This window comes from Spirosoma aerolatum, from assembly GCF_002056795.1.
Taxonomy (GTDB): Bacteria; Bacteroidota; Bacteroidia; order Cytophagales; family Spirosomataceae; genus Spirosoma; species Spirosoma aerolatum.
On the sequence record NZ_CP020104.1, the window covers coordinates 1,663,958 to 1,690,201 of the forward strand.

Annotated in this window: 18 protein-coding genes; 6 read left to right on the top strand and 12 right to left on the bottom strand. The window is 51.0% G+C overall.

Annotated elements, in window-relative coordinates; all coding sequences use genetic code 11:
• Positions 1-40 precede the first annotated feature (40 nt).
• The 3 genes from B5M13_RS06785 to B5M13_RS06795 all read right to left on the bottom strand — a co-directional run bounded on the left by B5M13_RS06785 (position 41) and on the right by B5M13_RS06795 (position 3,504).
• Positions 41-646 carry a hypothetical protein gene (locus tag B5M13_RS06785; protein WP_080054959.1) on the bottom strand — a complete coding sequence of 202 codons (606 nt, stop codon included), beginning with the start codon at positions 644-646 and terminating at the stop codon, positions 41-43.
• Between the two features lie 11 nt (positions 647-657).
• Positions 658-1,116: a lipocalin-like domain-containing protein gene (locus tag B5M13_RS06790; protein ID WP_080054960.1), complete on the bottom strand. Its 459-nt coding sequence runs from the start codon at positions 1,114-1,116 to the stop codon at positions 658-660.
• A 108-nt stretch (positions 1,117-1,224) separates the two neighbouring features.
• On the bottom strand, positions 1,225-3,504 hold the full coding sequence (locus B5M13_RS06795) for an NADP-dependent malic enzyme (RefSeq protein ID WP_080054961.1): 2,280 nt from the start codon (positions 3,502-3,504) through the stop codon (positions 1,225-1,227).
• A 288-nt stretch (positions 3,505-3,792) separates the two neighbouring features.
• On the opposite strand from B5M13_RS06795, the gene B5M13_RS06800 reads away from it, so the two are divergent.
• The gene (locus B5M13_RS06800) at positions 3,793-6,591 is read left to right on the top strand and encodes a substrate-binding domain-containing protein (protein ID WP_080054962.1); all 2,799 of its coding nucleotides are present in this window, start codon (positions 3,793-3,795) and stop codon (positions 6,589-6,591) included.
• A gap of 9 nt (positions 6,592-6,600) precedes the next feature.
• On the top strand, positions 6,601-7,329 hold the full coding sequence (locus tag B5M13_RS06805; RefSeq protein WP_080054963.1) for an alpha/beta hydrolase: 729 nt from the start codon (positions 6,601-6,603) through the stop codon (positions 7,327-7,329).
• Positions 7,330-7,401: 72 nt separating this feature from the next.
• Here the strand turns inward: B5M13_RS06805 and B5M13_RS06810 are convergent, their stop codons facing one another.
• Positions 7,402-9,450, bottom strand: coding sequence for an alpha/beta hydrolase domain-containing protein (locus B5M13_RS06810; RefSeq protein ID WP_080054964.1), 2,049 nt, complete (start codon positions 9,448-9,450; stop codon positions 7,402-7,404).
• Positions 9,451-9,784: 334 nt separating this feature from the next.
• On the opposite strand from B5M13_RS06810, the gene B5M13_RS06815 reads away from it, so the two are divergent.
• Entirely contained in the window at positions 9,785-11,674 is a 1,890-nt protein-coding gene (locus tag B5M13_RS06815) for a hypothetical protein (RefSeq protein ID WP_155297200.1), read from the top strand.
• A gap of 72 nt (positions 11,675-11,746) precedes the next feature.
• Entirely contained in the window at positions 11,747-12,115 is a 369-nt protein-coding gene (locus B5M13_RS06820) for a T9SS type A sorting domain-containing protein (RefSeq protein ID WP_080054966.1), read from the top strand.
• Between the two features lie 49 nt (positions 12,116-12,164).
• Here the strand turns inward: B5M13_RS06820 and B5M13_RS06825 are convergent, their stop codons facing one another.
• Together B5M13_RS06825 and fabF are read right to left on the bottom strand one after the other, a co-directional pair.
• On the bottom strand, positions 12,165-13,430 hold the full coding sequence (locus tag B5M13_RS06825; protein WP_080054967.1) for an Hsp70 family protein: 1,266 nt from the start codon (positions 13,428-13,430) through the stop codon (positions 12,165-12,167).
• A gap of 216 nt (positions 13,431-13,646) precedes the next feature.
• Positions 13,647-14,891 (bottom strand): beta-ketoacyl-ACP synthase II, encoded by a 1,245-nt coding sequence (gene fabF / locus B5M13_RS06830; protein ID WP_080054968.1) that lies wholly within the window; start codon positions 14,889-14,891, stop codon positions 13,647-13,649.
• A 117-nt stretch (positions 14,892-15,008) separates the two neighbouring features.
• On the opposite strand from fabF, the gene B5M13_RS06835 reads away from it, so the two are divergent.
• Both B5M13_RS06835 and B5M13_RS06840 read left to right on the top strand, forming a co-directional pair.
• Positions 15,009-15,611 (top strand): TetR/AcrR family transcriptional regulator, encoded by a 603-nt coding sequence (locus B5M13_RS06835; RefSeq protein WP_080054969.1) that lies wholly within the window; start codon positions 15,009-15,011, stop codon positions 15,609-15,611.
• A 65-nt stretch (positions 15,612-15,676) separates the two neighbouring features.
• A complete protein-coding gene (locus B5M13_RS06840; RefSeq protein ID WP_080054970.1) occupies positions 15,677-16,417 on the top strand; it encodes an SDR family oxidoreductase in 741 nt (246 codons plus the stop codon).
• A 140-nt stretch (positions 16,418-16,557) separates the two neighbouring features.
• On the opposite strand, the gene B5M13_RS06845 is transcribed toward B5M13_RS06840, so the two are convergent.
• From B5M13_RS06845 to B5M13_RS06870, 6 genes are all read right to left on the bottom strand, one after another.
• Entirely contained in the window at positions 16,558-18,507 is a 1,950-nt protein-coding gene (locus tag B5M13_RS06845) for a heparinase II/III domain-containing protein (RefSeq protein WP_080054971.1), read from the bottom strand.
• Between the two features lie 12 nt (positions 18,508-18,519).
• On the bottom strand, positions 18,520-19,728 hold the full coding sequence (locus B5M13_RS06850; protein ID WP_080054972.1) for an alginate lyase family protein: 1,209 nt from the start codon (positions 19,726-19,728) through the stop codon (positions 18,520-18,522).
• Positions 19,729-19,936: 208 nt separating this feature from the next.
• Positions 19,937-20,932, bottom strand: coding sequence for a DUF4466 family protein (locus B5M13_RS06855; protein ID WP_080054973.1), 996 nt, complete (start codon positions 20,930-20,932; stop codon positions 19,937-19,939).
• A gap of 21 nt (positions 20,933-20,953) precedes the next feature.
• Positions 20,954-21,349 (bottom strand): hypothetical protein, encoded by a 396-nt coding sequence (locus B5M13_RS06860; protein ID WP_080054974.1) that lies wholly within the window; start codon positions 21,347-21,349, stop codon positions 20,954-20,956.
• A gap of 28 nt (positions 21,350-21,377) precedes the next feature.
• Positions 21,378-23,105, bottom strand: a complete 1,728-nt coding sequence (locus tag B5M13_RS06865) for a RagB/SusD family nutrient uptake outer membrane protein (protein WP_080054975.1) — start codon at positions 23,103-23,105, stop codon at positions 21,378-21,380.
• A gap of 9 nt (positions 23,106-23,114) precedes the next feature.
• Entirely contained in the window at positions 23,115-26,228 is a 3,114-nt protein-coding gene (locus B5M13_RS06870) for a SusC/RagA family TonB-linked outer membrane protein (RefSeq protein WP_080054976.1), read from the bottom strand.
• Between the last annotated feature and the right edge of the window lie 16 nt (positions 26,229-26,244).

The following is a 26,244-nucleotide window of genomic DNA, read 5'->3' on the forward strand; positions in this document are numbered from 1 at the left end:
AAAATAGGTAATTAGTCAGACGCTGGTTTTATCCGTTATGTCAGGCTGAAGCCCGGTGAAGGATAAGACGCGTTTGTTTGCCGAAACGAGGATCGGCACTGTTCCAAAAGCTGGACCCATCTTTCCGTCGGTAGCTGAATTCAAGCGTGCAGGTTAGCTCGTCGTTATGCCAGCGGCCATTCTGCCCGAACAGAAGATAGAACGCCGGTCTGTCGAAATTGCGGCTGGTTTCTGTATGGAAGGTAAGCCTGATTTGATGATAATCCTCTTTGCCAACCGAACCGCTGATCTCATATTCTTCGCGGCCTAATCGGCTAACGACAATGGCCTGCCCGTTAAACGAACGCTTCGATGAGCCTGTCCGGCGACGTCCCTTTCGTCGGCCGTGAAAAGATACTGCCTTGCTCCAGCGTTTGTCATCTGGTTCAGGATCGAATATGGTAAGCTCAATGGTTTTGGTAATGTTATCAGGATCGACGTACTGGCCCTTCCAGTGTCCGACCAGCAAAGGACCAGACGTGCTGTAAGCCCAGGGGCGCTGATACCGATCAAAAAGCTTGCTGCCGTAGAACGAAAGAACGCCTAAGACCAATACAGCCAGGATGATCATGATCAGGCTGGACAGACAGCCCCTGGGCTTTTTCATCGTAATAAGGGCTAAATTCGTTGATAAACGATCGTCATACGTTGCGCTTTAGTGGGGTTAGGCATTTTAGGATTATCCGCATAGTTGAACGTCCATGTCATGGTATTGCCACTTATAGCGACGTCATAGGTAGACGGTGGAATATCTTTCATGGTTGTGGTTACCACAACTTTACGACCGCTCATGGTCCATTTGCCACTAGCATTCATCGATTCGATCGTTTTTTTTAAAGCGCCACAGGCATCTGGAACGTTGGTTTTCATAGTACCATCGTTACCGAAAGTGTACGTCATTTCTTTAGTGCAGGGCATGTTGGTCTCCATCATTTTGTTCATATCCGTAGACTTGCCGGAGCTTTCGACCAGTGTCATAGCGGTTCGTTTCCAGGTGCCGGTGATCGTATCGAAAGCGGGGCGAAAAGCAGCACTAAAAAGAGCAATCAGGGTTGTGAAAAAGAGTGAACGGTACATTCGAAACAGGTTTGTTGTTTAAGATGACTGCAAACTAAATTGCCGTTCAATACCGGACGCAAATCCTTGATTGAACGGCAATTCAGAAGAATACAATTGTTTAAAGGGCTAACTCACGCTCTGTGCTTCGACGACGGCAATAGCAACCATATTGACGATTTCCCGCTCCGACGAACCCAATTGCAGGACATAAACAGGTTTACGCATTCCAAGCAGAATGGGGCCAATCGCATCGAAACCAACAGAACGAGGCCCGGCGGCTTCGCGCATCAGGTTATAAGCAATATTTGCAGCCGATAAATTGGGGAAAATCAGGGTATTGGCCCCTTCATCGACCAGCTTACTGAGTGGGTAATTTTGCCGGAGCAGATCGACGTTGAAAGCCAGGTGCGCCTGCATCGCTCCATCCACAACCATGTCGGGGTGTTTGCGGTGAAGCATATCAGCCGCCAGTTGCATCTTATCGGCATCTTCGCCTTTGGCACTACCGAAATTGGCATAGGTAACCAGCGCAATACGAGGTTTGATGTTAAACCGCTCAACGGCTCGCGCTGTTAGTTCGGTAATTTCCACGATCTCTTCGGCAGTGGGGTTCATATTCACCGTTGTATCGGAGAAGAACAAGGGCCCCCGGTTCGTCAGCAGAATGTACATACCCGCAACTTTCCGAACCCCTGGCTCTTTCCCGATCACTTGCAGTGCCGGACGAATGGTATCGGGGTAGTTATGTGTAAGCCCTGAAATCAGCGCATCGGCCTGCCCCGTTTCGACCATCATGGCACCGAAGTGCGTTCGTGACAGCATACGCTTGCGGGCATCGACGGCAGTAAGGCCTTTCCGGTGTCGTTTTTTATAGAGCAGGTCGCCAAATTGTTCGACTAGTTCCTGTTCTTTGCGGGGGGTAATAATGGGTACATCGCCCAGATCCAGGTGATTTTGGGCGATCATCTCCTCAATAATCGCTTTTTCGCCCAATAGAATAGGATGGGCAATTCCCCCATCTTTCACTTGCTGAGCTGCTTTCAGTACTTTCAGGTTTTCGGCATCGGCAAAAACGACCCGTTTCGGATTGGTGCGAGCCTTATTATTAATGACTCTGGAAATGCGTGTATCCTGGCCTAATCGCCGGGCAAGTTGACTACCATAGGCTTCCCAGTCTGTGATAGGTTCTTTGGCAACCCCCGACTCCATAGCGGCTTTGGCTACGGCTGGTGCCACGGTTTCGAGCAGACGTGGATCGACGGGCTTGGGGATGATATACCCACGACCAAACATCAGGTTGTCGGTGCCATAGGCCATATTGACCAGGTCGGGAACGGGCTTTTTTGCCATGTCGGCCAGTGCATGCACAGCCGCTAGTTTCATGGCTTCATTGATTTCGGTAGCGCGCACGTCGAGCGCACCCCGGAAAATGTAGGGGAATCCCAACACGTTGTTGACCTGGTTGGGGTAATCGGAGCGCCCAGTCGCCATAATCACATCGGGTCGGGCGGCTAGTGCCTCCTCGTAACTGATTTCGGGTGTTGGATTGGCCATCGCAAAGACAATGGGATCAGAGGCCATTGAGCGTACCATGTCCTGACTAACCGTGTTGCCTTTCGATAATCCAATGAAAACGTCGGCTCCTACGAATGCTTCTTCCAACGTATGCAAGTCGCGCGAGGTGGCAAACAGGCTCTTGCGCTCGTCAAGGTCGGTTCGGTCGGCCCGAATAACGCCTTTGCTGTCGCACATGACCACATTTTCGACTTTAGCGCCTAGGGCAATGTATAACTTCGTACACGATATAGCGGATGCGCCTGCACCGTTGACCAGAATTTTAGCTTCGTCAATCCGTTTGCCAACCAATTCCAGCGCATTCAATAGGGCAGCTGCCGAGATAATGGCTGTTCCGTGCTGGTCGTCGTGCATGATCGGAATGTTCAGCTCGGCTTTGAGCCGCTCTTCGATGGCGAAACATTCCGGCGCTTTAATGTCTTCCAGATTGACCCCACCGAAGGTCGGTTCCAGAATTTTCACCATCCGTACAAACTCATCGACGTTTTTGGTGTCCAGCTCAATATCGAACACGTCGATGTCGGCATAGATTTTAAACAGAAGCCCCTTGCCTTCCATAACGGGTTTGCTGGCTTCGGGACCAATATCGCCCAGACCCAGTACGGCGGTTCCGTTGCTGATGACGGCCACCAGATTGCCTTTGGCGGTGTATTTATAAACGTCTTCGCGGTTTTCGGCGATGGCCAGACAAGGCTCGGCTACACCTGGTGAGTAGGCCAGCGATAAATCGGTCTGGGTACTGTATTCTTTGGTCGGAATAACTTCAAGCTTACCCGGCCGCCCTTTGGCATGATAGGCAAGGGCGTCTTCCCGGCGAATCTTTTGTTGCATAACTAAATACGGTTATTGTGCTTATTGTCAAGGGTTTAAAATGGTATTTTCGTGACTCGGATAAGAAGGTAAACAGGTAATTTGATACCTTATACGGGCTATTCCTTTTACGAAAGGCTCTTTTCAAAAGTACAATAAATAATAGCCAGGGCATTAAAATTTTTTAATGTCTGATCGCTCCCGGCAGAAGTTCTGTAAAGCATGGCTCCATCGAGATTGGGTAGGTTTCGCCTTTTGCATTCAAATTCTTATACATTATATTTGGTCAGTACCGTAAAGTGTTCGCTTATGCATGATTCCCCCTGGTGGCCTGCCAATTGTTGTGCGTCTGCGACGGGCAATCGTGTGTCGATGAGGTTGTTGATTGGGCTGCTGGTTTTAATAACCGGACTCTTCCTGGGCGGATGCCAGTCTAAACCCGAAACGCGTACCTATCGGATTGGTTTTTCGCAGTGTACTGGGGGCGATGAGTGGCGGAAAACCATGCTGACCGATGTGAAGCGGGAACTAGGGTTCCATCCGAACTATACGTTACTTTACGAAGACGCGGGCAATAGCACAAGTCGGCAAATCAGTCAGGTGCAATCGCTGGTTGAGCGCGGAATCGACTTGCTAATTATTTCACCCAACGAAAGCAAGCCGTTTACCAAGGTGATCGAAGCTGTCTTTAGGCAGGGTATTCCCGTTATTCTGTTGGATCGTAAGATTGATTCTGAGTCGTACAATGCCTACATCGGTGGCGACAATCTGCAACTTGGTCGAATGGCGGGGACGTTCATTGCCAATCAGTTGAATGGGAAAGGACGTATCGTTGAGGTATGGGGTTTACCCAGTTCGTCGCCCGCCCAGGAACGGCATAAAGGCTTACAGGAGATTTTGACGAAATACCCAGGCATTGAAGTCGTCAAAGAGTTGAATGGGCACTGGGAGCGCGATACCGTTCGGCGGGTGATTGCTTCGGAATTGGATGGGCTGAAAAACGTGGATCTGCTTTTTGCGCATAATGATGTGATGGCGATGGGCGCTTACGACGTTTACCGAAAAGCCGGCTTGCAGCAACAGCTAAACTTCGTGGGTATCGACGCCTTGCCTGGGCCGAGCGCCGGGATGCAGGCCGTGACAGATGGTGTTCTGAAAGCCAGTTTTCTGTATCCGACGGGGGGCGAAGAAGCGATCAAAACGGCCGTTCGGATTCTGGAGGGTAAATCGGTCGATCGGGAACAGATCTTAAACTCGATTCAGGTCGATGCCTCGAATGTGTACGCACTGAAAGCCCAGAGCGATAAATTGCTGGCGCAACAGGCCGATATTGAGAAACAGAGTCGTCGGATTGATGTGCTAACGCAAACATATATCTCGCAGAAGAACACGTTGTATCTGATTCTGGCGATACTGCTTGTGGCGCTGCTGCTTGGAGGGTGGGCCTTGTATTTGTACCGATCCAAGCAGGCAGCGTATCAGACGCTGGAAAAGCAGAATCAGGAAATACTCGATCAAAAAGATGAAATCGAACGGGTATCGCAGCAGGCACGGCTGGCTACCGAAGAAAAACTACGCTTTTATTCCTACATCTCTCATGAGTTTAATACCCCGCTGAGCCTGATTCTGACCCCAACAGAAGACTTACTTGGCAAAAAAACGGTGGCTCCTCATGAGCTGAAAAACGGGCTGTTGCTGGTACAGAAAAATGCGTATAGGCTTCTCCGGTTGGTCGATCAGATGCTCGATCTGCGTAAATCGGATGTGGGTAAACAGCACCTGAGAGCCAGTGAGCAGGACTTGGTTGCGTTTGTGCGCGACATTGTATTCGACTTTCGGCGGAAGGCCGAGAAGCAACGAATCGACCTGCAACTAATAACCACCCTGAGTAGTCTGCCCATTTGGTTCGATGCCGAAAAACTGGACAAGGTGCTGTTTAACCTACTGTCGAACGCCTTCAAATACACACCCAGAGGAGGCTTGATACACGTTCGGCTGGAGCTGTTAGGTGGTCAGGTACGCATTCAGGTTGAGGACAATGGACAGGGAATGTCGGCCGAGGAACGTGACCATGCGTTTGACCTGTTCTACAGTGGTAGCCAGCCGTTTAGTCTCTCCAAGGGAATTGGCCTGGCCCTGTCGATGGAGTTTGTTCAACTGCATCGGGGTGACATCAGTGTGCAGTCGGCGCAGGGAGAAGGAACGACGTTTACGATTTTGCTTCCCTTGGGCAATCGTCATCTCCAGCCCGACGAAATCGTTCCTACAAGTAGCCAGCGCACGTTGCCCCGTTTGCCCGTTGAGGAAGACGCTGATGAAGTATCGCAGCCTGTTTCTCTTGCCGGATCGAAACAAACGGGAACGCTGCTTGTGATTGAGGATAACGACGATCTGCGGACGTTTCTGACAACACGGCTGGGGAGTGAGTTCGATGTGATTGCCGACAGTACGGCCGAAAAAGGGTGGGAACGAACCCTGGAGGTAATTCCAGACCTGATTATCAGCGATGTGATGTTGTCCGGTATGGATGGGTTACAACTGACTCAGCGAATTAAAGCGGATCTGCGCACCGCCCATATCCCGGTTATTCTGCTGACGGCGAATAAACAGATGGAACACCAGATTGAGGGCGTTCGGGCCGGAGCCGATATGTATCTGACAAAGCCCTTCAATGCAACCTACCTGATCGAAACCATCCGCACGCTGCTGGCCAATCGGCAGAAAGGGCAACAACGGTTTGCCTCTGATTTTGTTCCTCAAGCGGGAGGGAGTCGGGAAGAAAAGAAATTCTTGAACGAATTGACCCGGCTCATTGAGCAGAGCCTGAGCGATCCGGGCTTTGGTGTCGAGAAATTAAGTCGTGAAATGGGCATTTCGCGGGTGCAGTTATACCGGAAAGTACAGGCGCAACTGGATAGGAACGTGATTGACTACATCAACGATATCCGGCTGAAACGGGCTAAATACCTGTTGCGCGAAACGACCCGAACGATGGCCGATATTGCTACTGAAACAGGCTTTAATTCGGCAGCTTATTTCACTACGTTCTTTAAACAGCATACGAAGAAAACCCCTTCCGAGTATCGCAAATCGCCCGTGGAGGTCTGAGGCTAAGTAATGAAGTTGATCACGAAGAAATTACTACGTCGAATCTGGATTGGGGCAGGGCTTCTGTTTACTGCCTGGAATTTTATATCCTTTCAGGCTCATGGGGTCGATGAAGAGATTATGACTTCTACGGCTGCTATAACTGTAAAGCAAACAGATGATTTTCTTGGGTTTATCCCTCAGGGGGCTAAACGGCAGGTTCTGATTTTCTTTCCTGGAGCCATGGTTGACCCAACGGCCTATGCGCCCCTGGCTCGTCATGTTGCAGAAGCAGGCTACGCAACCTACATTATCAAAATGCCCTGGCGACTGGCGACATACGGGTATAAACGAATCAATACACTGGCCGAGTTCGCCGATACTACAAAGCAGTACGTGCTGGGTGGACATTCGCAGGGAGCTAAAATGGCGGCTCAATACGTGTATGAGTATCCCGGTAAAATGGCGGGATTAATCCTGATGGGCACATCGCACCCCCGCGATATAAGCCTCTCGAACAGTACCATACCCATCATGAAAGTATCGGCAACGAACGATGGCCTGGCCAGTCCTTGGGAAGTAGCTCAAAATAAAAATAAGTTGCCTGCTCATACTGAGTTTGTTGTCATAGAGGGTGGGAATCACGCTCAGTTTGGCTACTACGGTTCGCAACTGGGCGACGATACGCCTACGCTCTCCCGCGCTGAACAACAGAATCGTTGCGAACAGGCTATCGTACGGTTTCTGCAGCATTTGTAAGACAGTGTTTGGCTCAGGTAGGGTGGGGGCAGATTTAAGAATATGCCCCCACAAAATCTCTTCCTCCCTCAATTATTTCAGGACCACACTGACTTCCGCATCGTGAATGTATTGCTGAGCATCTTCGGGTAAAAGCAGTCGCTGTTGCTGTAAGCTTTGTACCGATGCCGTAACGGCCTTCACGTAACCTTCATGAGAATGGTATCGTTCTTCCAGCGATAACCGAGGATCGTTGGCAGCTAGTCGTTCGGCTTTCGTGGCTTTGAATGGAATCTGTTGCCCGGCACCTTCACAGCCTTCATTTTCGCCATACTCGGCCCGGCGGAGTGCCCAGCCTGTTGTGGTCGCAATTGGAACCGCAACGGGTGGTAACCGTATGCCAGCGATCTCGTTTCCATCGGCATCAACTTTCGACACAAAATTGGTGTAAATAGGTCGCCCGTCTAGTGTCGGAGGATTGATAGCGAGAATACCCGGTTCGGTTGCCCGGCCAAAATCGAGTTGATAGCGGGTGGTTATCAGGCCAGTATAGGTAACGCCGGGTATGGTTGGCCAGCCTAGGGTAGCTTGCGGAATCAGCCCCGTTTGGGAGCCGGGTTGAGGAACGGCTACTACCGCCGTTCCGGCCGATTGGCGTGGTACAGCACTTGGAGGAGGAGCAATCCCTTTCGTAACCCAGTTGTCGAGGGCCACGAATAGGGCCCGAAGCAGTGGTTCGGCATTGGTCGGATTCTGAAATTGCTGGCATATCCCCCGCGAAGACCCGTTCCCGGCGCCATGTTGCGCGCCCGATACCAGAAAGAATCGAACATTATCGGGGTCGGGTAAGTCATTACCTTTCGGGTCAGTATGCAGTAGTGATGCGGCTTTCACCCAGTATTCGTTGGCCGAGTTGACCTCAACGACTTTGGGGCACGTATGGCTGGTTGTACAGGCTCCCAGCCGACCAGCAGTTTTACCTGTCAATGGGTCAGTGAGTACGGGGTAGGCAAATGGGAACGGGGCTTCAGGATACAGATGGTTCTGCCGGTTTCGTTCGGTTCGGGAGGGTTGCGCAAAGCGAACATTCAAGCCAATGCCACTGCCGCCACCCAGCCAGTTTTCGATACCATCCAGAACCCGTCGCCCTTGTTCATCGGCGTTAAACCCCAGCGTTTGAAAGTCATTCAGATAGCGGGCGGGTTGTGAAATAGCGAACGAGTAGGTAAACTGTACGTCGTTGACGAGTGGATTGGGATTTCCGGCATCGTCGGTAGTGGCGTAGCGTAGAAACGAGACAAAATCGCGGGTAGCGGCAAAGCCAATACCAGCAACGATAGGGTCGCGGGCGGTATAGCTGAACTCATAAATGGCACTCTGTCTGAATGGGGTTCCGGCTGGTAAGAGCCGAATGGTTCGGTCGTCCACAAATTCCCAGCCCTCAGCCGGAACTACTGTTGGCGGATCTGACAAATGCTGACGAACGGTAAGCGTAGCCTGATTTTTAGCGCGTGTAGCCGTTGGATACGCCAGGGTATAACCTGTACTGATCGCATTGTCGTACACAATGTATTCGTAGGATGGGCCCGTGATTGGGGAGCCATCTGCCTGTTTCGCAATGGGTACGGTCAAGGTTAGGTTGTTATTTGTGGGGGCGGCTGATGGGTCCCAGCCATTCCAGACCAGCGTGTAGCCTCGATTCATCAGGAAGCCTTCGCCGGCATCGGTGGCTGTTGTTGGGTCATTACCGCCACTACTCTTGTTGAATCCGCCGAATAACTTCCCTCCTCGGTTGTTTACTTCCAGAAATAACTTGTGCGCTCCTTTTGACAGGTCAATCGGTTTCAGAATATAAATATCCATTGCATACTCGACCATCCCTCTGGCATTGCGAGGAGCCAGCTTGAGGTCAGTAATCAGTGCATTTTGTGGACTGTTTGGGTCAAGTTCGCCGTAGGCTTTTCCCCGAAGTTTTTCATAGCCCCCCACGCTCCTAAACACTTTCCCGTCGAACGTTGGCGTTTGGCGGGTTGTGATCTCGATACGGATGATGCGGGCATGAACAGGGTTTACAAACAGTATAGCGATGGAAAGGCTGGCGGCAAAAAAAGAACGGAATAGGGGAGAGTTCAGGCTGGTCATGAGGTTGTTCTTTGGAAGAAAAATCGTCGATGGCCCTAACCTACTCATGCCCATCGGCGAATTTTAAGATTCCAGGCAGATGACATTGCCAAGGAGGTTTAGATGGACTTGTTGGGTAGATTTCTGGCTGTACTCTGATGATAATCAGTTCATTGTTTGATCGGTATCAGTAAGTCATACGACAGCCTCTTCCATCTTTGAACCGCCGATTCGGGTATAGTCTGTCACCCGGATGCTGAGACGCAGGCAGTTGCCCGGTTTGACCGTAATTTTCGGCCGGATTTATCAGCATGTAGAGCCATTTTCCACGGTTACGTTATAGCAAGTATTTTTTATGTACGTATCAATCCACACTCGTTTTCGCCTGATCGGCATGCTAATGTGCCTGTTGGCGGCCTGTTCAATCAGTTATGTCTACGCAAAGCCAACCTGGGCATTTAGTGTGGTTGTTGCTGTTGAAAAACAAACGGCCGACTATTATCAAAAAGCGTATGGCAACTCGATTGATGCTATTGTGAAGGCTCAACTAACGACCATTAACGCCAATTTCAATAGCTCACCCAACTTTAATGGAATCTATAATTTTCGTGTCGATTCGGTGTATGTGTTTGATGGGGCTGCGCAAAATGAAGTTTTCCGTAGCCATCCTCGCTTTCAGTACTGCGTTGTTGTCGATGGTAAGTTTACGGAGCCCACGGTTGGAGGAGGCTGGTATGGGAGTTACCAGACGATTTATCATAGCTGGGGGTGGAAGGATTGGGATGGCCCGTTCGCGTCTACCGCTACCGATGGTCTGACGCATGAGTTTGGCCATGCCCGTGGTGCTATTGATATCTACGGTTTACACGTAGAAGGGGCTAAAAATCCGGTAAACAGACAAACCTTCGAGCCAGTCAGTTCGATCATGAACTACCCTTATGGCAACATAATCTGGGACGAACACACCACGAACTTGTTAAACTCAACGGCTGACGGACCAATCAATGGGGACCAATGGATTATACGGCCATTTCCGAATACCATCGGCGTAAACGTGATCAATCAACAGGGGATTCCCTTGAGAAATGCAGCTATCGAAGTCCATCCGGTTAACTGGTTTTCCGATTCAGTGTCTTCGGTCTCAATCCTGAATGCGACTACGAATGCTTCGGGAACGTATACGTTCCTCTCGAACCCGTTTCAGCCTGCAACGAACGGTTACCCCTGGACGATGCGATATTGCAATTTCCTGATCAAAGTGACTTATGGCTCCCAGGTTCTCTACAAATGGATGCCACTGTATGATGTGCAGAACCTGTATTTCAAAGCAGGACCGAATGCTGTGTATACAACCGAATTTATTGTTACGACGGATGTCGACGTGGCGACTATTCGATTGGGCAATGTTCCTAAAACCAGCTTTTGCTCAGGCGAAGTGATTACAGTGCCCTTTACGACCTATGGCACCATGCACGCGGATAATACATTCACGTTGTGGCTATCGGACATAACGGGTGACTTTGCTCGTGGAACCCGTATTGCCATTCAGGAGGGAGCGAGTTTAACCGCTATATCAGGGGCTGTATCCGTAAACGGGCCTTTGGTGGGGAGTTTTAGGGTTAAGGTGGTCAGTAGTTCGCCCTATGCTGAAAGCGACGTGTTACCTATTACCCTAAAGCGGGTGCCCAACAGCCCAACTGTGCAGCCCCTTATGGTATGTCAGCATGCATCGGCGCCTACACTTCAGGCCAGCGGCTATAACCTGTTGTGGTATGAGAGTTCGGGGGTAGGTACAGGCTCATCGGTTGCCCCTACGGTTAGTACAACGCAGGCGGGCCAAACGAATTACTTTGTCAGTCAGACACTCGACGGCTGCGAAAGTTCACGATCGATGTTGTCCGTTACCATACAGGCCCTACCAGCAGCCCCAACGGTCAGCCGGAAAGATGTCTGTCAGTTTACGACACCTCCGTCGCTGACCGCTACGGGTGTAAATCTGAAGTGGTACGACCAGAGCGGTACATTACTGGCCACTGTGCCTACGGTTAATACGGATAAAGCCGGGTCCTTTACCATTCTGGTCAGTCAGACACTCTTTGGTTGTGAAGGGCCTACAGCAACGTTGCCTGTCAATGTGCTTGCGGCACCAACGGCTACGCTGGTCGGAAGTCAAACCGTTCTGGAAGGGCAGTCGGCTTCATTGTCTGTAACACTCACCGCCGATAGTCCCTGGGAGTTTTCTTAACGAGATAGTACCGCTACAGGGGTAGGGGCTGTTCAAACGGTACAAGCGGCTACAAGCCCTTACACAATCAGCGTGAAGCCTTTAAAAACGTCAGCCTATCGACTGGTATCGGTCAGTAACGGGTGTAAGGGAAGTGTTTCATCAACTGCCGCTGTCGTAACGGTAATGCCGTTGCTGGCTATTGACGAGGCATCGCTGGATGGATTTGTCGACGTATTTCCGGTGCCTGCAACTACCGCTGTTACGGCTCGTATTCGGTATCCTGTTTTGAAAGGCAAGGCATCTGTAGGAATAACGGATATGAATGGGCAATCCCTGATGCAGCAGGAGTTTAAAAATGATACGTCGACACTCCAGCTCAGTACTTTTCCGACCGGCACCTATATTCTCCAGATTCAGCTAGATGGCCGTACATTCTCCAAACGAATTTTGAAACAGTGACAGATCGTTGCTCACAGCTCGTCCGTGATACAATTGTAGACGAGCCGGTTTATTGATTGTGCCCAAACTTATACTGGCTATCGTAGGCTAAGCCCAGCCCGACGCTGGAGAGTTTGTTCTGATCGGCAATAGCGGCATTGGGAAAAAGCTGTTTGAACGCTACCTGTACGGAATGAACTTCGGTGGAACCTCCCGTCAGGATCACTAAATCGATGGCGTCGTTACGAACACCGGCTTCCTGAAGACACTGCCGGGCCGAAGCGGCTATTCTGTCGACATCCTCCTGAATAGCCGCTTCAAAACGTTCTCGCTTGATCGGGATGAAAAAGTCTTCTTCTATAAAATCGAAGGTAGCTGTATGAATGGGTTGAGCCGATAGGGCAATTTTGGCACTTTCGGCAGTTGCCAGCAGCGAGTGGCCGGTTTCGTCTTCGAGAACCTGCAACAGCCTTCGGTATCGCTTTTTATCGTGCGATTGATGAAGTAATTGCCGAACCTGCATGATGGTTTTCGGGGTATACAAAAAGTTGACCTTACTCCACTCGGCCAGGTCATAGAATGGTTTTAGAGGTACTTCCAGATTTTTAGGCCCGTACGTAGTCCGATACCCAATTTCGGGCATGATGGCTGTTAGACTAAGCTCTTTATCGAAGTCGTTACCGCCGATCCGAACGCCCGTATTCGCCAGAATATCCGACGAGCGATCTGGTTTATGGATATATTGATCTGATAGTTTGATAACCGTAAAATCAGACGTACCACCCCCTAAGTCGGCCACAATGGCCAGCTTTTCGCCCTTGATCCGAACTTCATGCGCAAAAGCAGCTGCGATCGGCTCGAACTGAAATTCAACGTGTTTGAACCCAATTCGCTGCGCTATAGTCTGTAATTCGGCCTGGGCGCGGGTATCCGCATCCGGGTCGTTATCGACAAAATGAACCGGGCGCCCCATAACGACATGCTCGATTTCCTGCCCGGCTTCTGCATCCGCTTTGGCCTTTATATGCCGCAGAAATGAGCTGATGATGATGGAGAAATTCATGGAAGCTCCGTTCACCAGGGTTCCCTGTTTCATAAGGGATGTGCCCAGCACCCGCTTCAAACTCCGCATGAAACGACCGTCCTCCCGGTCGAAGAACATTCGGACAGCCGCTCGTCCGTAGAAAGGCCGATTATCGACGCGCTGAAAAAACAATGCACTGGGAATCGTAACGTGTGTCTGCTCAACAGGAACAAGGTTAATCGTGCCGTTGTGGGCAATCGCTACACTTGTGTTCGATGTGCCAAAATCAATGCCGCAGGAAATAGATGCCATTTTTTGTGGAAAAAGGGCACAAAGTTACTATAAACATGGCAATCTGTTGACGTTACGAGCGTATTATCGTATGGCCTGCTGCTTTAACTGTGGAGTAGAAATAAAAGCAGGGTTATTGATAACCGATTTAACGGTATAGGGCTAGGGTATGGTGTAGTCCTGTGCTATGTGCGGGCGGCTTCTTAAACCCGCCCGCACTATATTTTATTTTCTTGCTCACACTTTCTGGAATATGACCGTTGCGTTATGCCCACCAAAGCCAAAGGCGTTGCTTAAGGTCGTATTGACACGGGCGGATCTGGCTTCACCCAGCACAATGGATACATCCTTAGGAATAGCCGGGTCTAATTCCGTCGTATTAATGGTCGGTGGAATAACATTGTCGCGCATCGACAACAGGCAAATAATCGCTTCAATAGCCCCCGCAGCCCCCATCAAATGGCCCGTGATTGATTTGGTCGCACTGATGTGTAAGGTGGGTGGGGGCGTCCCGGCCAGTCGGAGAATCGCTTTGATTTCGGACAAATCACCAACGGGCGTAGACGTCGCGTGCGGATTCAGATAATCCACATCCTGAATAGTTAAACCCGCTTCGGCTAGAGCTAGTTGCATCGCTTTAGCGGCACCCAGTCCTTCGGGGTGAGTAGCCGTCATGTGATAGGCATCGGCCGTCATGGCTGCTCCGGTGATTTCACCATATATTGTAGCTCCCCGCCTGACGGCATGTTCGTACTCTTCCAGTACCAAAGCGCCTGCCCCTTCACCCATCACAAAGCCGTCGCGTTCCACATCGAACGGACGAGACGCTGTAGCGGGGTTGTCGTTACGCGTCGACATGGCTTTTATGGCGCTGAACCCTCCGAACGAGGCCGGGGTGATGGGTGCTTCTGATCCGCCGGTGACGATGATTTTCGCTTTGCCCAGCCGGATGTAGTTGAAGGCATCCATAATGGCGGTATTGGAGGTGGCGCAGGCCGAAACAGTGGTGTAATTGATGCCCATAAAGCCATTGCGGATCGAGATCATGCCCGATGCCATATTAGCAATGAGTTTCGGTACAAAAAACGGGCTGAAGCGAGGCTGGCCGTTGCCCTTGACGTATTCCGTTACCTGCTCTTCAAATACATCCATACCCCCCTGGCCATTTCCCCAAATAACACCTACATCGAATGGGTCTAGCTGAGATAGCTCAAAGCCGGAATCGTTTATGGCCTGATCAGCAGCAATCAAGGCGTATTGGGTAAATCGGTCAGTTCGTTTGCTGTCGGCATGGCTTAAATAATCGGAGGCATTGTATTGTTTCAGTTCAGCTGCAAATTGCGTTCGGAATAACGAAGCGTCGAAATGGGTGATCGGTGCGGCTCCACTGCGACCAGCAAGAACATTCTGCCAGAGACCAGGAATGTCGTTGCCTACGGGAGTCAATGCACCTAATCCGGTAATAACAACTCGGTGTAACATAGTAGTTATAGTTGTCAGCCAGGTCGGTATCGGCCCTGAATAAGAACGTCTTTGTGGCTGACGCATAAAGTTTGCACAAATGTAGAGAATATAAATACCAATTGGTATATTTGTACTATGAAAAATGAATTGTCAAAAGCGGAACGAACCCGGCAGTTTATTATCGAAACGACAGCCGGTATCTTCAATACAAAAGGATATGCGGGAACATCGCTGTCGGATCTGACCGAAGCGACCGGCCTGACGAAGGGCAGTATTTACGGTAACTTTGGGAGTAAAGAAGATGTTGCACTGGCCTGTTTTGATTATAACCTGTCTAAAATCAATCAGGTGATTCAGCAGCGGCTGGCTCAGGAAACGACGTTTTATCAGAAACTATTGGTCTATGCCCAAATCTACCATAAGTACTCTGGAATGCCCTTCCCTGAAGGAGGATGCCCTATTTTGAATACTGCCATCGATGCCGACGATACAAATAATCTGCTGAAAGATAAAGCTGCCAAGGCTATTGAAGCCTGGAAAAAACGTCTGGTTGATCTGATTCGGGGCGGTATTGACGCGGGGGAGTTTAAGCCAGATATAGCAACCGAACAAACGGCCCTGTCGATGATTGCTTTGATCGAAGGAGGTATTATGATTGCCAAGGCAACGAATAATCCGTCCAGCCTGGCGAAAGTCCTAAAAACCGTAGAGCTGCTCGTAGATCAATTAAAAAGTTAAAATTTTTTGAACTAAAATATACCGATCGGTATTTTAATTGAAATTGATAACGAAGAAAAATTGACATGAAAACGACTCAGAATACTGTCCTGATTACGGGAGGAAGCGCCGGTATCGGCTTTGAAATCGCTAAACTGTTCGATCAGAAAGGCAACCATGTAATTATCACCGGTCGGGATGAAAACCGTTTGAAAAAAGCGGCTGCTCAACTCCAGAACGTTACGGCGATTGTGAGTGACGTGACGAATGAGGCCGATGTGAACCGTCTGGTTAACCAGCTTTACGCCGACTTTCCGAAGTTGAATATCCTGATTAACAATGCGGGTAAAGCGTTCTATTATCAACAGGCAGCTCAAGCCAATGCGTTTGAAAAAGCGGGCGATGAGATGCTGACCAATTACCTGTCGGTTATTCGGCTGACGGAAAAACTAGTCGATCTATTGAATAGGCAGGAAGAAGCCGCTATTGTCAATGTAACGTCAATTGTGGCGCTTGCCCCCAGTCATCGGATGGCAACTTATGGAGCGAGTAAGGCCGCTTTGCACTCGTATACCCAGTCGTTACGGATTACGCTGGAACGGAGTTCAACCACCAAAGTTTTTGAATTGATGCCCCCGCTGGTCGATACCGACTTTTCGCAGGAAATTGGCGGAGCTACCAATGGTATCGCGCCATCGGTGGTAGCTGCTGATCTGCTCCATGCCCTTGAAAACAACGAGTATGAAATTCACGTCGGGCTCACGGCTCAGGTATATGAGTTAGCCCGAAAATCACCCGCCGATGCCCTGGCCGCTATGAATGCGTAGAAGGTACTTGTTGCTGGGAATATACCACCTTCGTGCCCTCATTGACATCTTGCCGGATTGTAAATCCTACACCCCAACCCCTACAGGCGCTTTGACTTGACAGTAGTAAAGCCTCTTTAAGGGCTGGGGTGTAGGATTTGTTACTGGGGGGCAATTACAAAACTGAGCTTGTCCGACGGTTTGGGCGTGAGAGCGGTAAAATTAATTCGGTAAATGGTGTCGCCCCATTTCGTAATAATGCCCTGGTCTTCGGGAGCATCCAGCTTCACTTTTTCGACCGATGGCCGCAACTGCTTTGGGTTGTATTTCACCACGAAGTCGCGTGAGGTACCTTGTTTGGGAGCATAGTGAATGATGAGTTCGCCGGGTTTTCCGGGTTCGGCCGGGTAGCAGGTCATCAGGTGTTGAGTGAGTTGGGTAGCCTGTTGAAGGCTGAACGCATCGTCTATCTGTACACTTTTGCCCCGGTTTAGACGGATGCTCCGCTGCCAGCGATTAACCCCCGCTTCGTTCGGATAGGCCTTCGAAATATCGACGCCAAATTGCGTTCCAATCTTATCTGTTTTGTACGACACATTGGTAGCCTTAAACGACATACCAGGTGGTTGATTCTGCCCGTTAATGGTAGGCAGGTTGTGGTAGTCGGAGCAGTTATACCAGATGTCGTATCGCTTGCTACTGAATGTTTTCGCCGTGTATGTGCCCCGGCCTACATCGATGAGCAGCGGCTGGCCATCGTAATAAACTACATAGTTGCCGATGTCGTTATGGTTGTGGCTTTCGTCGTTATGACCCCCTTTGGCCGCTACATAAAATCCGTTGGTGGTGCCAGCCTGATCGCGGGCCGCAAACACCTGAAGATCGGGCAACCAGACATCGTTAGGGAGCGGTAAACCCTGGTTGGCTTTCTGAAACTCATCCTGCATGAACAGCGCGTAGAAGTTGCGGAAGAAGTGGAAACGGCCGATATTGCCGTCTTCGGGCTGGCGATAATAGGCACCAAAGCGCATCATGTCAGGATCGTTGATGGCTTTCCCATAGCGGTAAATCATGGTAGCAGCCATGCCCGGTTGAGGGTCGGCGTCGGCAAAATTCAGGAAGTATTTTTCACTGATTTGGGCGCGGTAGATAAACCGCCCCATATTCCGAAACTTCTCGTCGGCATACACGTACTGAAAGGCGTTATTGCTGGCTGTATTGAGCATCGCGATGTTGTCGAAAAGGGAAGCGGCTGCGGCACCCCAATAGCTTGGCCCTTCATCGCAACCGCCGTCCTGTGGATATGGATTCAGAAATTCATCCAGCACATGCAGGAGTTTCGCCACCGATGCGGCCCGTTTGTCATCGTCTTTTTCGAGTAACAAAACTGCATTGAGCCAGTTGGAGCAAATCCAGGGGTTCCAGTTGTTGGGTGGCCGACCAGCCGAGGTTTTGGTCATCCAGCCGTGGGGTTTGGTCATCAGGGGCTGGAAAACCCGGTAATTGGTTTCGGTATAGATGCGTTTGCGGATCTGTGGTGAAACGGCATCGAGTTTATCGCCCAGGTAATAATCGACCCAGGCCAGATAGGTAGCGGTTTCGGCCGCAAACAGATCGACAAACGGCTGCGATACATCGACTAGACCCAGATACGCCTTTCCTTTGGGCAAATGAGCCGACGCACCCCAGAACGATTCTTCACAAATGGACCAGACGCCATCGACAATCGGGTCAATGAAGCGTCCCTTATTTTCAGCGATTTCGGCCAGGAGCAGCGTGCCCAGCACTTCCCGTTTTTTGAAACTAATGGCTTCGTAGTCGGTTCGGTTGCCCGTTCGTTCGATCAGCAGGGATTTGGTAGCGGGAATGCTCGGCCACTGATAGGTCAGGTACGATTCGGCTTTTTTGACATACGCGTTTAGCATTGCCTGATCGGCTTTGGCCCAGCCTGCCCGGTCATCCCGTTTCGGGAAGGGTGCCCACTGAGCCTGTGGAATCAGGACTTTTTTGAGGCCATCGGCTGAGTAGTTTCCACTCAACAGGTTCTGATTTTGCGCATAGGCACTGCCTGCTAACGTGATGAGCAGCGCGATGAGAAATTTGATGGGCATAGCGAACCGATTTTAAAACAGAGAATGCGTCAACACAAAAAGGCAGTCGTCGGGCTTGTTTACCTGACTGGGTAAGGGAGGTAGCTCGCTGGGCGAATATACCGACGAGGCTACGACCATGAGGGGCCGGAATTCTTCGGGATGCAGCGTTTTAATTTGCGGGTGTGTCCAGGCTTTATTCCCTTCGGCATAGGGGAGCATCCAGAGGAAGGCTTTTTTGATACTCTTGTGATCAGACGTTTCGTAGTGCCACAGGTCGATTGGGACTGTATCGGCTAGTTGGGCCAGAATAAAAAAGCCTTTCAGATTCATGACTGAATAACCCCAGGAAAGTGTACGAGCCAGCTCATGCGGCTGACTACCATCATCTTTCAACTGGCTCTGGATGCGCTTCATTGTTTTCTGTTCGATGATTTCTCTAGCCAGCTTTTTATCATCCAGAAACAGGGCGAATGCAATGGCCTGAACGTCGTAATAGGTGCCGTGGTTGTTATGCTCGTCTTCTTCGTCTTTGCCAATCGGGCTATGCAACATCCAGCCCAGAAATTGCCGAAACCAGTTTTGTAAAGCAGCATGATCGGCTGATGACCAGGCTTTTGAGTCTTTCAGTAGTTGAACGGAATCGACGAGTTTAGCCAGAGCCCTCGTATCGATCAAGCCAATGCCCCGCCCCTCGGTAATACCCGGAATGGCCTGCCCGTAGTTTAGGTTCGGATTCATCCGGGTATCGGGGTTCAGAAACCAGATACGCAGCAACTCCGCAGCCCGGCTGGCATAGGTTTCATTTCCAGAGAAGTAATAGGCAGCGGCCAAAATCTCCACATTGCGACACAGGTCTTTCAGGTATTCTGCATCCTGAATAGCAAATCGTTCGGGATTGATCTGCCCATCTTTTCGAATATAAGGCAGCCCATTGGGCTTGGTTGGGTCGGGCCACCAGTAAGGGCCCACGCTCATATAATCGTGCTTGTTGCCACTAGGTGGTGTTTTGCTTTTTTCAACGACCGAATGCGCTTTCTCGGCTAGTACCTGATCGGCTAGCTTAAGGAGTTGGGTCTGTGTCGCTTTTAGGGCTTGATCTCCTTTTTGAATGGCCTCTTTATTTGCCTTTAAGAGTCGGGCATTCAGGAAGGTAGTAGGGGCTGGTGTAGATTGGGCTAACGTACGAACCCATACCAGGATAAAGAGGGTGAAACCGAGAAAAAAAGAGGAACAGTTCATAACGAAGGTATTGATAATACTACTAGGCTCTATAGAGACTTTTTGTCATTTCGACCGTAGGGAGAAATCTCAATCCTACTATTTAGGAACTTTGAGATTTCTCCCTACGGTCGAAATGACAAAAAGTCTCGGAAGTGTAAAAACGCTAAAAAATCAGAACTTCCTGAAAGATTTCACCCTCAGGAAGTTGCCCGTTCTAAACCTACAATTAATTTAATTTTAAGCGTTTGATGCTGATGGTCATGGATTTACTGCCATTGTTGACTGAGTTGACATATACATAGGCCGCGTAAGCGCCGTCGGCCGTTTTGACGAATGCACCCTGGTCGGCAGCAAAGCCATAGGCATAATCGGCTGCGTTGGGGAAAGTCGTTTGTTGCAAATCCAGATCATCGATGTACACGTCGAAGCCGGTAGTGCCCCGGAGTTGGGCGTCTTTTACATCCACGCGTTTATCGATGGCCGTACGGGTTTTGGCCAGGCCGGTTGGTAGGGTTACGTCTTTCAGGTAATCAGCATTGGAGGGCGCTACAATCGCGTGGCCAAATCCATAGTTGCCTGTACCAAGCGTGGCCCGGTAGATGTATACGAAGTCGATTTTATTCGCCAGATTGTTCTGCTCTACTTCAGCTTTAGTGTATACGGCCATGTCGGCTACGGAAACGTAGGCTTTCGCACCATCGACCAGAGTCAGTGATCGTTTCATATCCATCCGACTGATCCGGTACGTTGGCGACTGATAGCTGACTTCCTTGCCATTCGAGGAGGTACCACTAAACCGAAACGACACATCTTTCCCTTTGGCTTCTTCGCCCGGATAGTAATAGTAGCGAAGTGTAACGGCCTTGTTCGTTGCTACATCAATGATTTTGGCACTTGAGACGGTTCCGTTTGTTACAGTGTCTGTAGCCGTTTGAACGGGTTGATCGACCCCTGTATTGCGGTTAGTATACCAGGAATACCCACTGAAACCCGTTCCCTTAGCTCCCGCGATGGTCGCTTCGGCCTTCACATTCTGGAGGTCGCCTTCGGTGGTACCCAGCGCATACGCAAATTCTATTCGGTCACCAACAACGGCTGGGCCGGTGGTTTTCTTGAGGAGGTCATTGCGAAGCGAATCCGGCGTTACGTCTTTAGTCTGGCAGCCTGCCATACTAATCCAGATTCCCAAAACCGCTAAAACGGAGTATGTTATCTTTTTCATAGTCTGTAAGAAGGGTATGGGTTATTTCTGGAGGGTGACCGTCACGGTGTAGGTTTTCCGAACCTGCCGATTGCCCGACACCACTGTATACTTTTGCGGCTGGGTGTAATCGGTCCATATGCCCATCGTTGGCTCAACAATCGCATCGGTAACAACACTGCAATAGGGCTTCACCCGCTGCATGTTGGTACCAAACCGGGCCACTGCCGTAACAGTCAGTGCGGTGGTGTCGATAACGGTCTGACCACTGACTAGTACCGTCCGGTGATCGGAGCCGAGCAGGTCAAAAAAGGTCATGAAACACTGGTTACGGCCCGTGATCAGTAAACCCGATTCGTCGATGGGTTCTTTGCCGCAGGAGAGCAGCCCGACCAAGGCCAGAATACCAAAGAATTTATAGACAAATGTTGGTTTCATAATGATAAGGTTATTGGCTTACAATGGATTAAAGCCACGGCTCATTCTGGGTGATTTTCGAGTTGACTTCGATTTCGCCGGTTGGAATCTGGAAAATGTAATACCGCTGGTAGTTCCGGTCGGGGGCGTTCACAAACTCGTCGCGGATACGGGTGCCCTGCGAATCATAAAGAACCTGTCCGTTGGGGGCGGGCCAGATTTCTTCGGCTTTGCGCCAGCGACGGATATCGAAGAAGCGGTGGCCTTCGCCAACCAGTTCAACGATGCGCTCCTGTTCGATGGCTTTAAAGAAATCAGCTTTCGTGGCAAACTTGGCCTGATTCAGCGCGGGTAAGTTGCCCCGCCGACGGATGCGGTCGAGCAGCGTAAACAGTTCTGCCGTTGGCCCTCCGTTGACTTCGTTGACGGCTTCGGCATACATCAGCCAAACGTCGGGCAGGCGCATCATATAAATGTCCTGCGGACCGTCGCTGCGTCCAATGCCCCCCGTCTGCCGTACCCACTTGCGGAAGATATACCCGGCCGGAGCTCCATCGTAGTTGATGTAGGTGACCCCATCGCGGCTACCGAAGCGGAAGGGAATGCTATCCTGCACCGTCAGCCCATCGGTCGAGAGTCGGAGCATTTTCTGTTCATCCCACAGCATGGTGGCCCGCATGCGGTAGTCCCGCCCAACGTACGATTTTGGATTAGTCGCACTATTGGTTTGTGTGGTATTTTTCGAGAGGATAAGTGGTGGGGCAAAATCGCCGGTGCTGATGAGCTGATAGCGGTTGGCTAGTCGGTAGGTGGGCGCAACCCAGCATTGGGCATTACCCGTGTTGCGGGTGCCAAAGTCGCGCATCAGTTCCTCGCCCTGGCTCAACAGAGGCCCGCCAAACTGTACCGAGAAGATGATTTCGGGATCATACTCGTTGAAATACTGAAACAGGTGCCAGTAGTTTGGATTATCGATCGGACCCGGATCGCCACCCCGGAAGAGCGGGATGTTCTTGTCGATGATTTTCTTGAAGTCAGCGGCAGCAGCTGTGTAATGTTTTTGGGCATCGGCACTGTTACCTGCGGTTTTCATCCAACAGGCCCAGAACAGATTGACTTTGCCACTGAAGGCCCAGGCTGCCAGTTTGGTCGCCCGACCCAGATTGTCACCCGTGTAGCTTTCGGGTAATACGTTGGCTGCAAAACTCAGATCGGCCAGAACCGAATCTTTCACAACTGCCCTTGGCGTGCGGGTGAGCGAATAGGCTTCGGTATTCCCGTCCAGTTTCTTGTTGAAGAATGGTACATCGCCCCACAGGTCGATGAGTCGAAAATAATTCAGAGCCCGGATAAACCGTACTTCACCAACAAGGCGGTTCATCAGCGCCAGATCGGACTGCGATTTCAGATTGGCCCGTAAGGTATTGATGTTGCCCAGCACGTAATTGGCCCGGTTGATGGCCCGGTAGCAGTCGCTCCACAAAAAGCCAAAATTGCCGCTTGAGCCAATCGCACCAGGGCTAAACGAGCCCTGGTTGTTGCTGGTGCCCCGCGTGTGAACAAACTCCCCGGCTCCATCGAAATAATAGTCCCGGTCGAAGGTAGTCCGGTTGGCTTCGTACACACCATTAACAGCGAAAATGGCATCGTCGGTCGTTTTCCAGAATAAATCCGACGAAAGCTGGGTGGTGGGGACCTGCTCAAGCAAGTCCTCGGTACAGGCCGTTATCAGGAAGGCAAGACCCAGCAGAAGAGATAAAGAAGTCAGTCGTTTCATGCGTGAAAACTAAAAGCTGAGGTTTAGGCCGAACGAATACGATTTCAGCAGTGGGAACGGGTCATCGTTATTATCGGCATCGGTCACGCTGGTACTTTTTTCTGGATCGACGCCCCGATATCGGGTGAAGGTTAGCAGGTTCTCGGCCGTGACGTAGACCCGAATCCGGCTCATGCCAATGCGGCTGGCATATTTGCTGGGGACATTGTAACCCGCCTGAATATTTTTCAGTCGCAGGTAGCTGAAGTCGTCCAGCCAGAATGTCGACTCCGCCTGGTTGTTTCCGCCCGATCCGGTGAGGAGCCGGGGAAGGGTAGCGCCCCGATTATCCAGGCTCCAGGAGTTGTACCAGTGGTAATCCTGAAAGGCGTTCCGGGCCGAGGGAACGTTGACCTGATTGAACGGTTCCAGCCAGAAGTCTTTCCGTCCCGTAGCCGCCTGCCACAGAATGCTGACATCGAAGCCGCGCCAGTTGCCGAACAGGTTCAGCCCATAGGTCGATACGGGTTGATCGCGGTTAAATTGAGGTTGCGCCTGTCGGTCCTCGTCGGTGATCTGTCCGTCGCCGTTCAGGTCCTTGTAAAGAATATCGCCGGGTGCGAAGTACTGCCCCTGGAAGGGCGCATTGGCGATGTCTTCCCAACTTTGGGCAATCCCCGTCGATACCCGGCTGTAGGCGAAGTGATAGGGTAGGTTCAGGTAGGTATAGCCCTTACTCAGAAACTCGTTCCACTCCAGCAATCGGTTCCGGTTGTAGGCAAAGTTCAGGGTAGCCCCTACGTTGGCATCCCGGATTTTGGAGCGATAGGTCACGTTTAGTTCAACCCCACGGTTCTGGAGTTTACCGATGTTTACCCGTGGTGCATTATAACCCGACAGGAAGGTCGACAAGGACGACGGCCGGATCATACCCGTGGTCAACTTCTGGTACAGGTCGAGTTCGCTGGTTAACCGGCCACCGAAGAAGCCCAGATCCAGACCGACGTTGGTCACGTTGGTTTCTTCCCAGGAGAAATCTTCGTTGATGATCTTTGCCGAACTGAAGCCTTTGACAATCTTACCGTTGAAGATGTAGTTGGTCAGGTTAAAGATATCCCGTTGCTCGTATCGGCCTACGCCTGAGTTATTTCCCAACTTACCGATTGATGCCCGCAGTTTACCCGACGATACCACCGACGAGAACCGTTTGAAGAACGACTCGTCGGAGAAACGCCAGCCTGCCGATGCCGATGGAAAGAAACCGTACTGGAATCCGGGCAGAAACTTACTGGAACCGTCATAGCGGGCATTGACTTCGAACAGGTACTTGTCGTTGATTACGTAATTGATACGGCCAATGCCCGACCGGAGCCCTTCGGCATCGGAGTTCCCCCCCGCCGATTGGGTTGTCGTTAAGGCGGCATCGATTTCGCTCAGGAGTGGGTTGATTCGGTCCTGGCGGCTGGCCGATAGGTTTCGATTGAACCAGTATTCTTCGGTATAAGCGCCTAAAAGGCTCAATTGATGGTTGCCAAACAGAGTTTTGTTGTAGGTGATCCGGCCCTGAAGCAGCGTTTTATAGCCTGAGTTAACGGCATTGCTAATGCCCGCGCTGGCGGCTACCAGGGTTCGTGCCAACTGGCCCGTCTGGAAGTTCCACTCGTCGGTAGGATCGGAGTAGCTTTTGGTGAACTGGTTGTAATAACGAAGGCCATAATCGCCCCGGACGGTCAGACCTGAAATGGGCGTCCATTCGCCATAGAGGTTCCCGTTGAACTCCTGCCGGTCGCGGAAGTTGTGGTTGACCTCGAATTGGGAAAGCATGTTGCGGGCAAAGGCATCTTCGCCGTACGCCATAATACCTCCATACTGGCCAGTGGCTGAGTTGTAGGGCAGAATCCCCGCAACGGCGTAGCGAATATCATAACCTGCCGTGCCGGTATAGGTAATGAATCCTTCTGAGTTGGCATACTTCTGATTCGACCACTGACCATCGGTTCGGATACCCACCTTGACGTTGTCGCGAATTTTGTAGTCCAGATTGAAACGGGTATTAAACCGTTTGTAGTCGTGGTTGATCAGGACACCCAGTTCGTCGTAGAGCCCAGCCGACAGGTAAAAGTTCATCTTGTCGTTGCCGCCCGATGCCGAAATGTTGTGTGTCTGAATCCGGCCGTGATCGCGCAGAATGGTTTTCCACCAGTCGGTATTAGGGTATTTGATGGGGTCGACCAGCCCTTTCGAGAGCCATTCTTCAACGGTTCCGTAGCGATAGGTGGTCGAGGACGCACCGGCTCCCGATGCCCGCAGGTGCATGGTCAGCGAACGGGGGTAGTCGGCAAAGTAATTGTAGAAATTGGTTGGCTGTGAGAGACCATACGTACCCGTGTAGTTGATCTGTGCTTTCTTGTTCTGCGACCCGTTTTTAGTTGTGATCAGCACTACCCCGTTCGATGCCCGTGACCCATAAACCGACGCTGAAGCGGCATCTTTCAGGACCGAAATGCTGGCCACGTCGTTCATGTCGATCCGGTTGATGTCGACATCGGGCATCCCATCGACCACGATCAGCGGACCGGAATTATTGACGGTACCCAATCCCCGAATGATCAGCGCGGCCCCACTACGCCCCGCCTGCCCCGTCGACTGCTGAACTGATAGCCCCGGTACTAAGCCCGATAGCCCCGACGATACGTTGGCAACCGCCCGGCTCGAAATTTTGTCGTCGATGGTAATGGCGGCAACGGCCCCCGTCAGGTTCTCTTTCTTCTGCGTGCCATAGCCGACGACCACCACTTCGTTCAGGGTTTTGATGTCGGGGGCCATCGTAATATCGAGCGTGGTCTGGCTGGTGACGGCGACTTCCTGTCCCAGATAACCGATGGCCGATACCACCAATGTCCCTCCGCCAGTCGGCAGATTGATCGTGAATTTGCCGTCGGCATCGGAAGTGGTTCCCGACTTGGCATCGCCTTTCAGCACGACGGTGGCACCGGGCAGACCGGTTCCTTTTTCGTCGAGAATGCGGCCATTGAATCGGTAGCTTTGAGTTGCCTGCCCCCAAACGTCTCCATACAGCAGCAGGAGAGGCAGCCACCCATACATTACCAAATGCAGAAATTTGGAAGATAAAGGTTTACGCATAGCAATAAAAGGATGC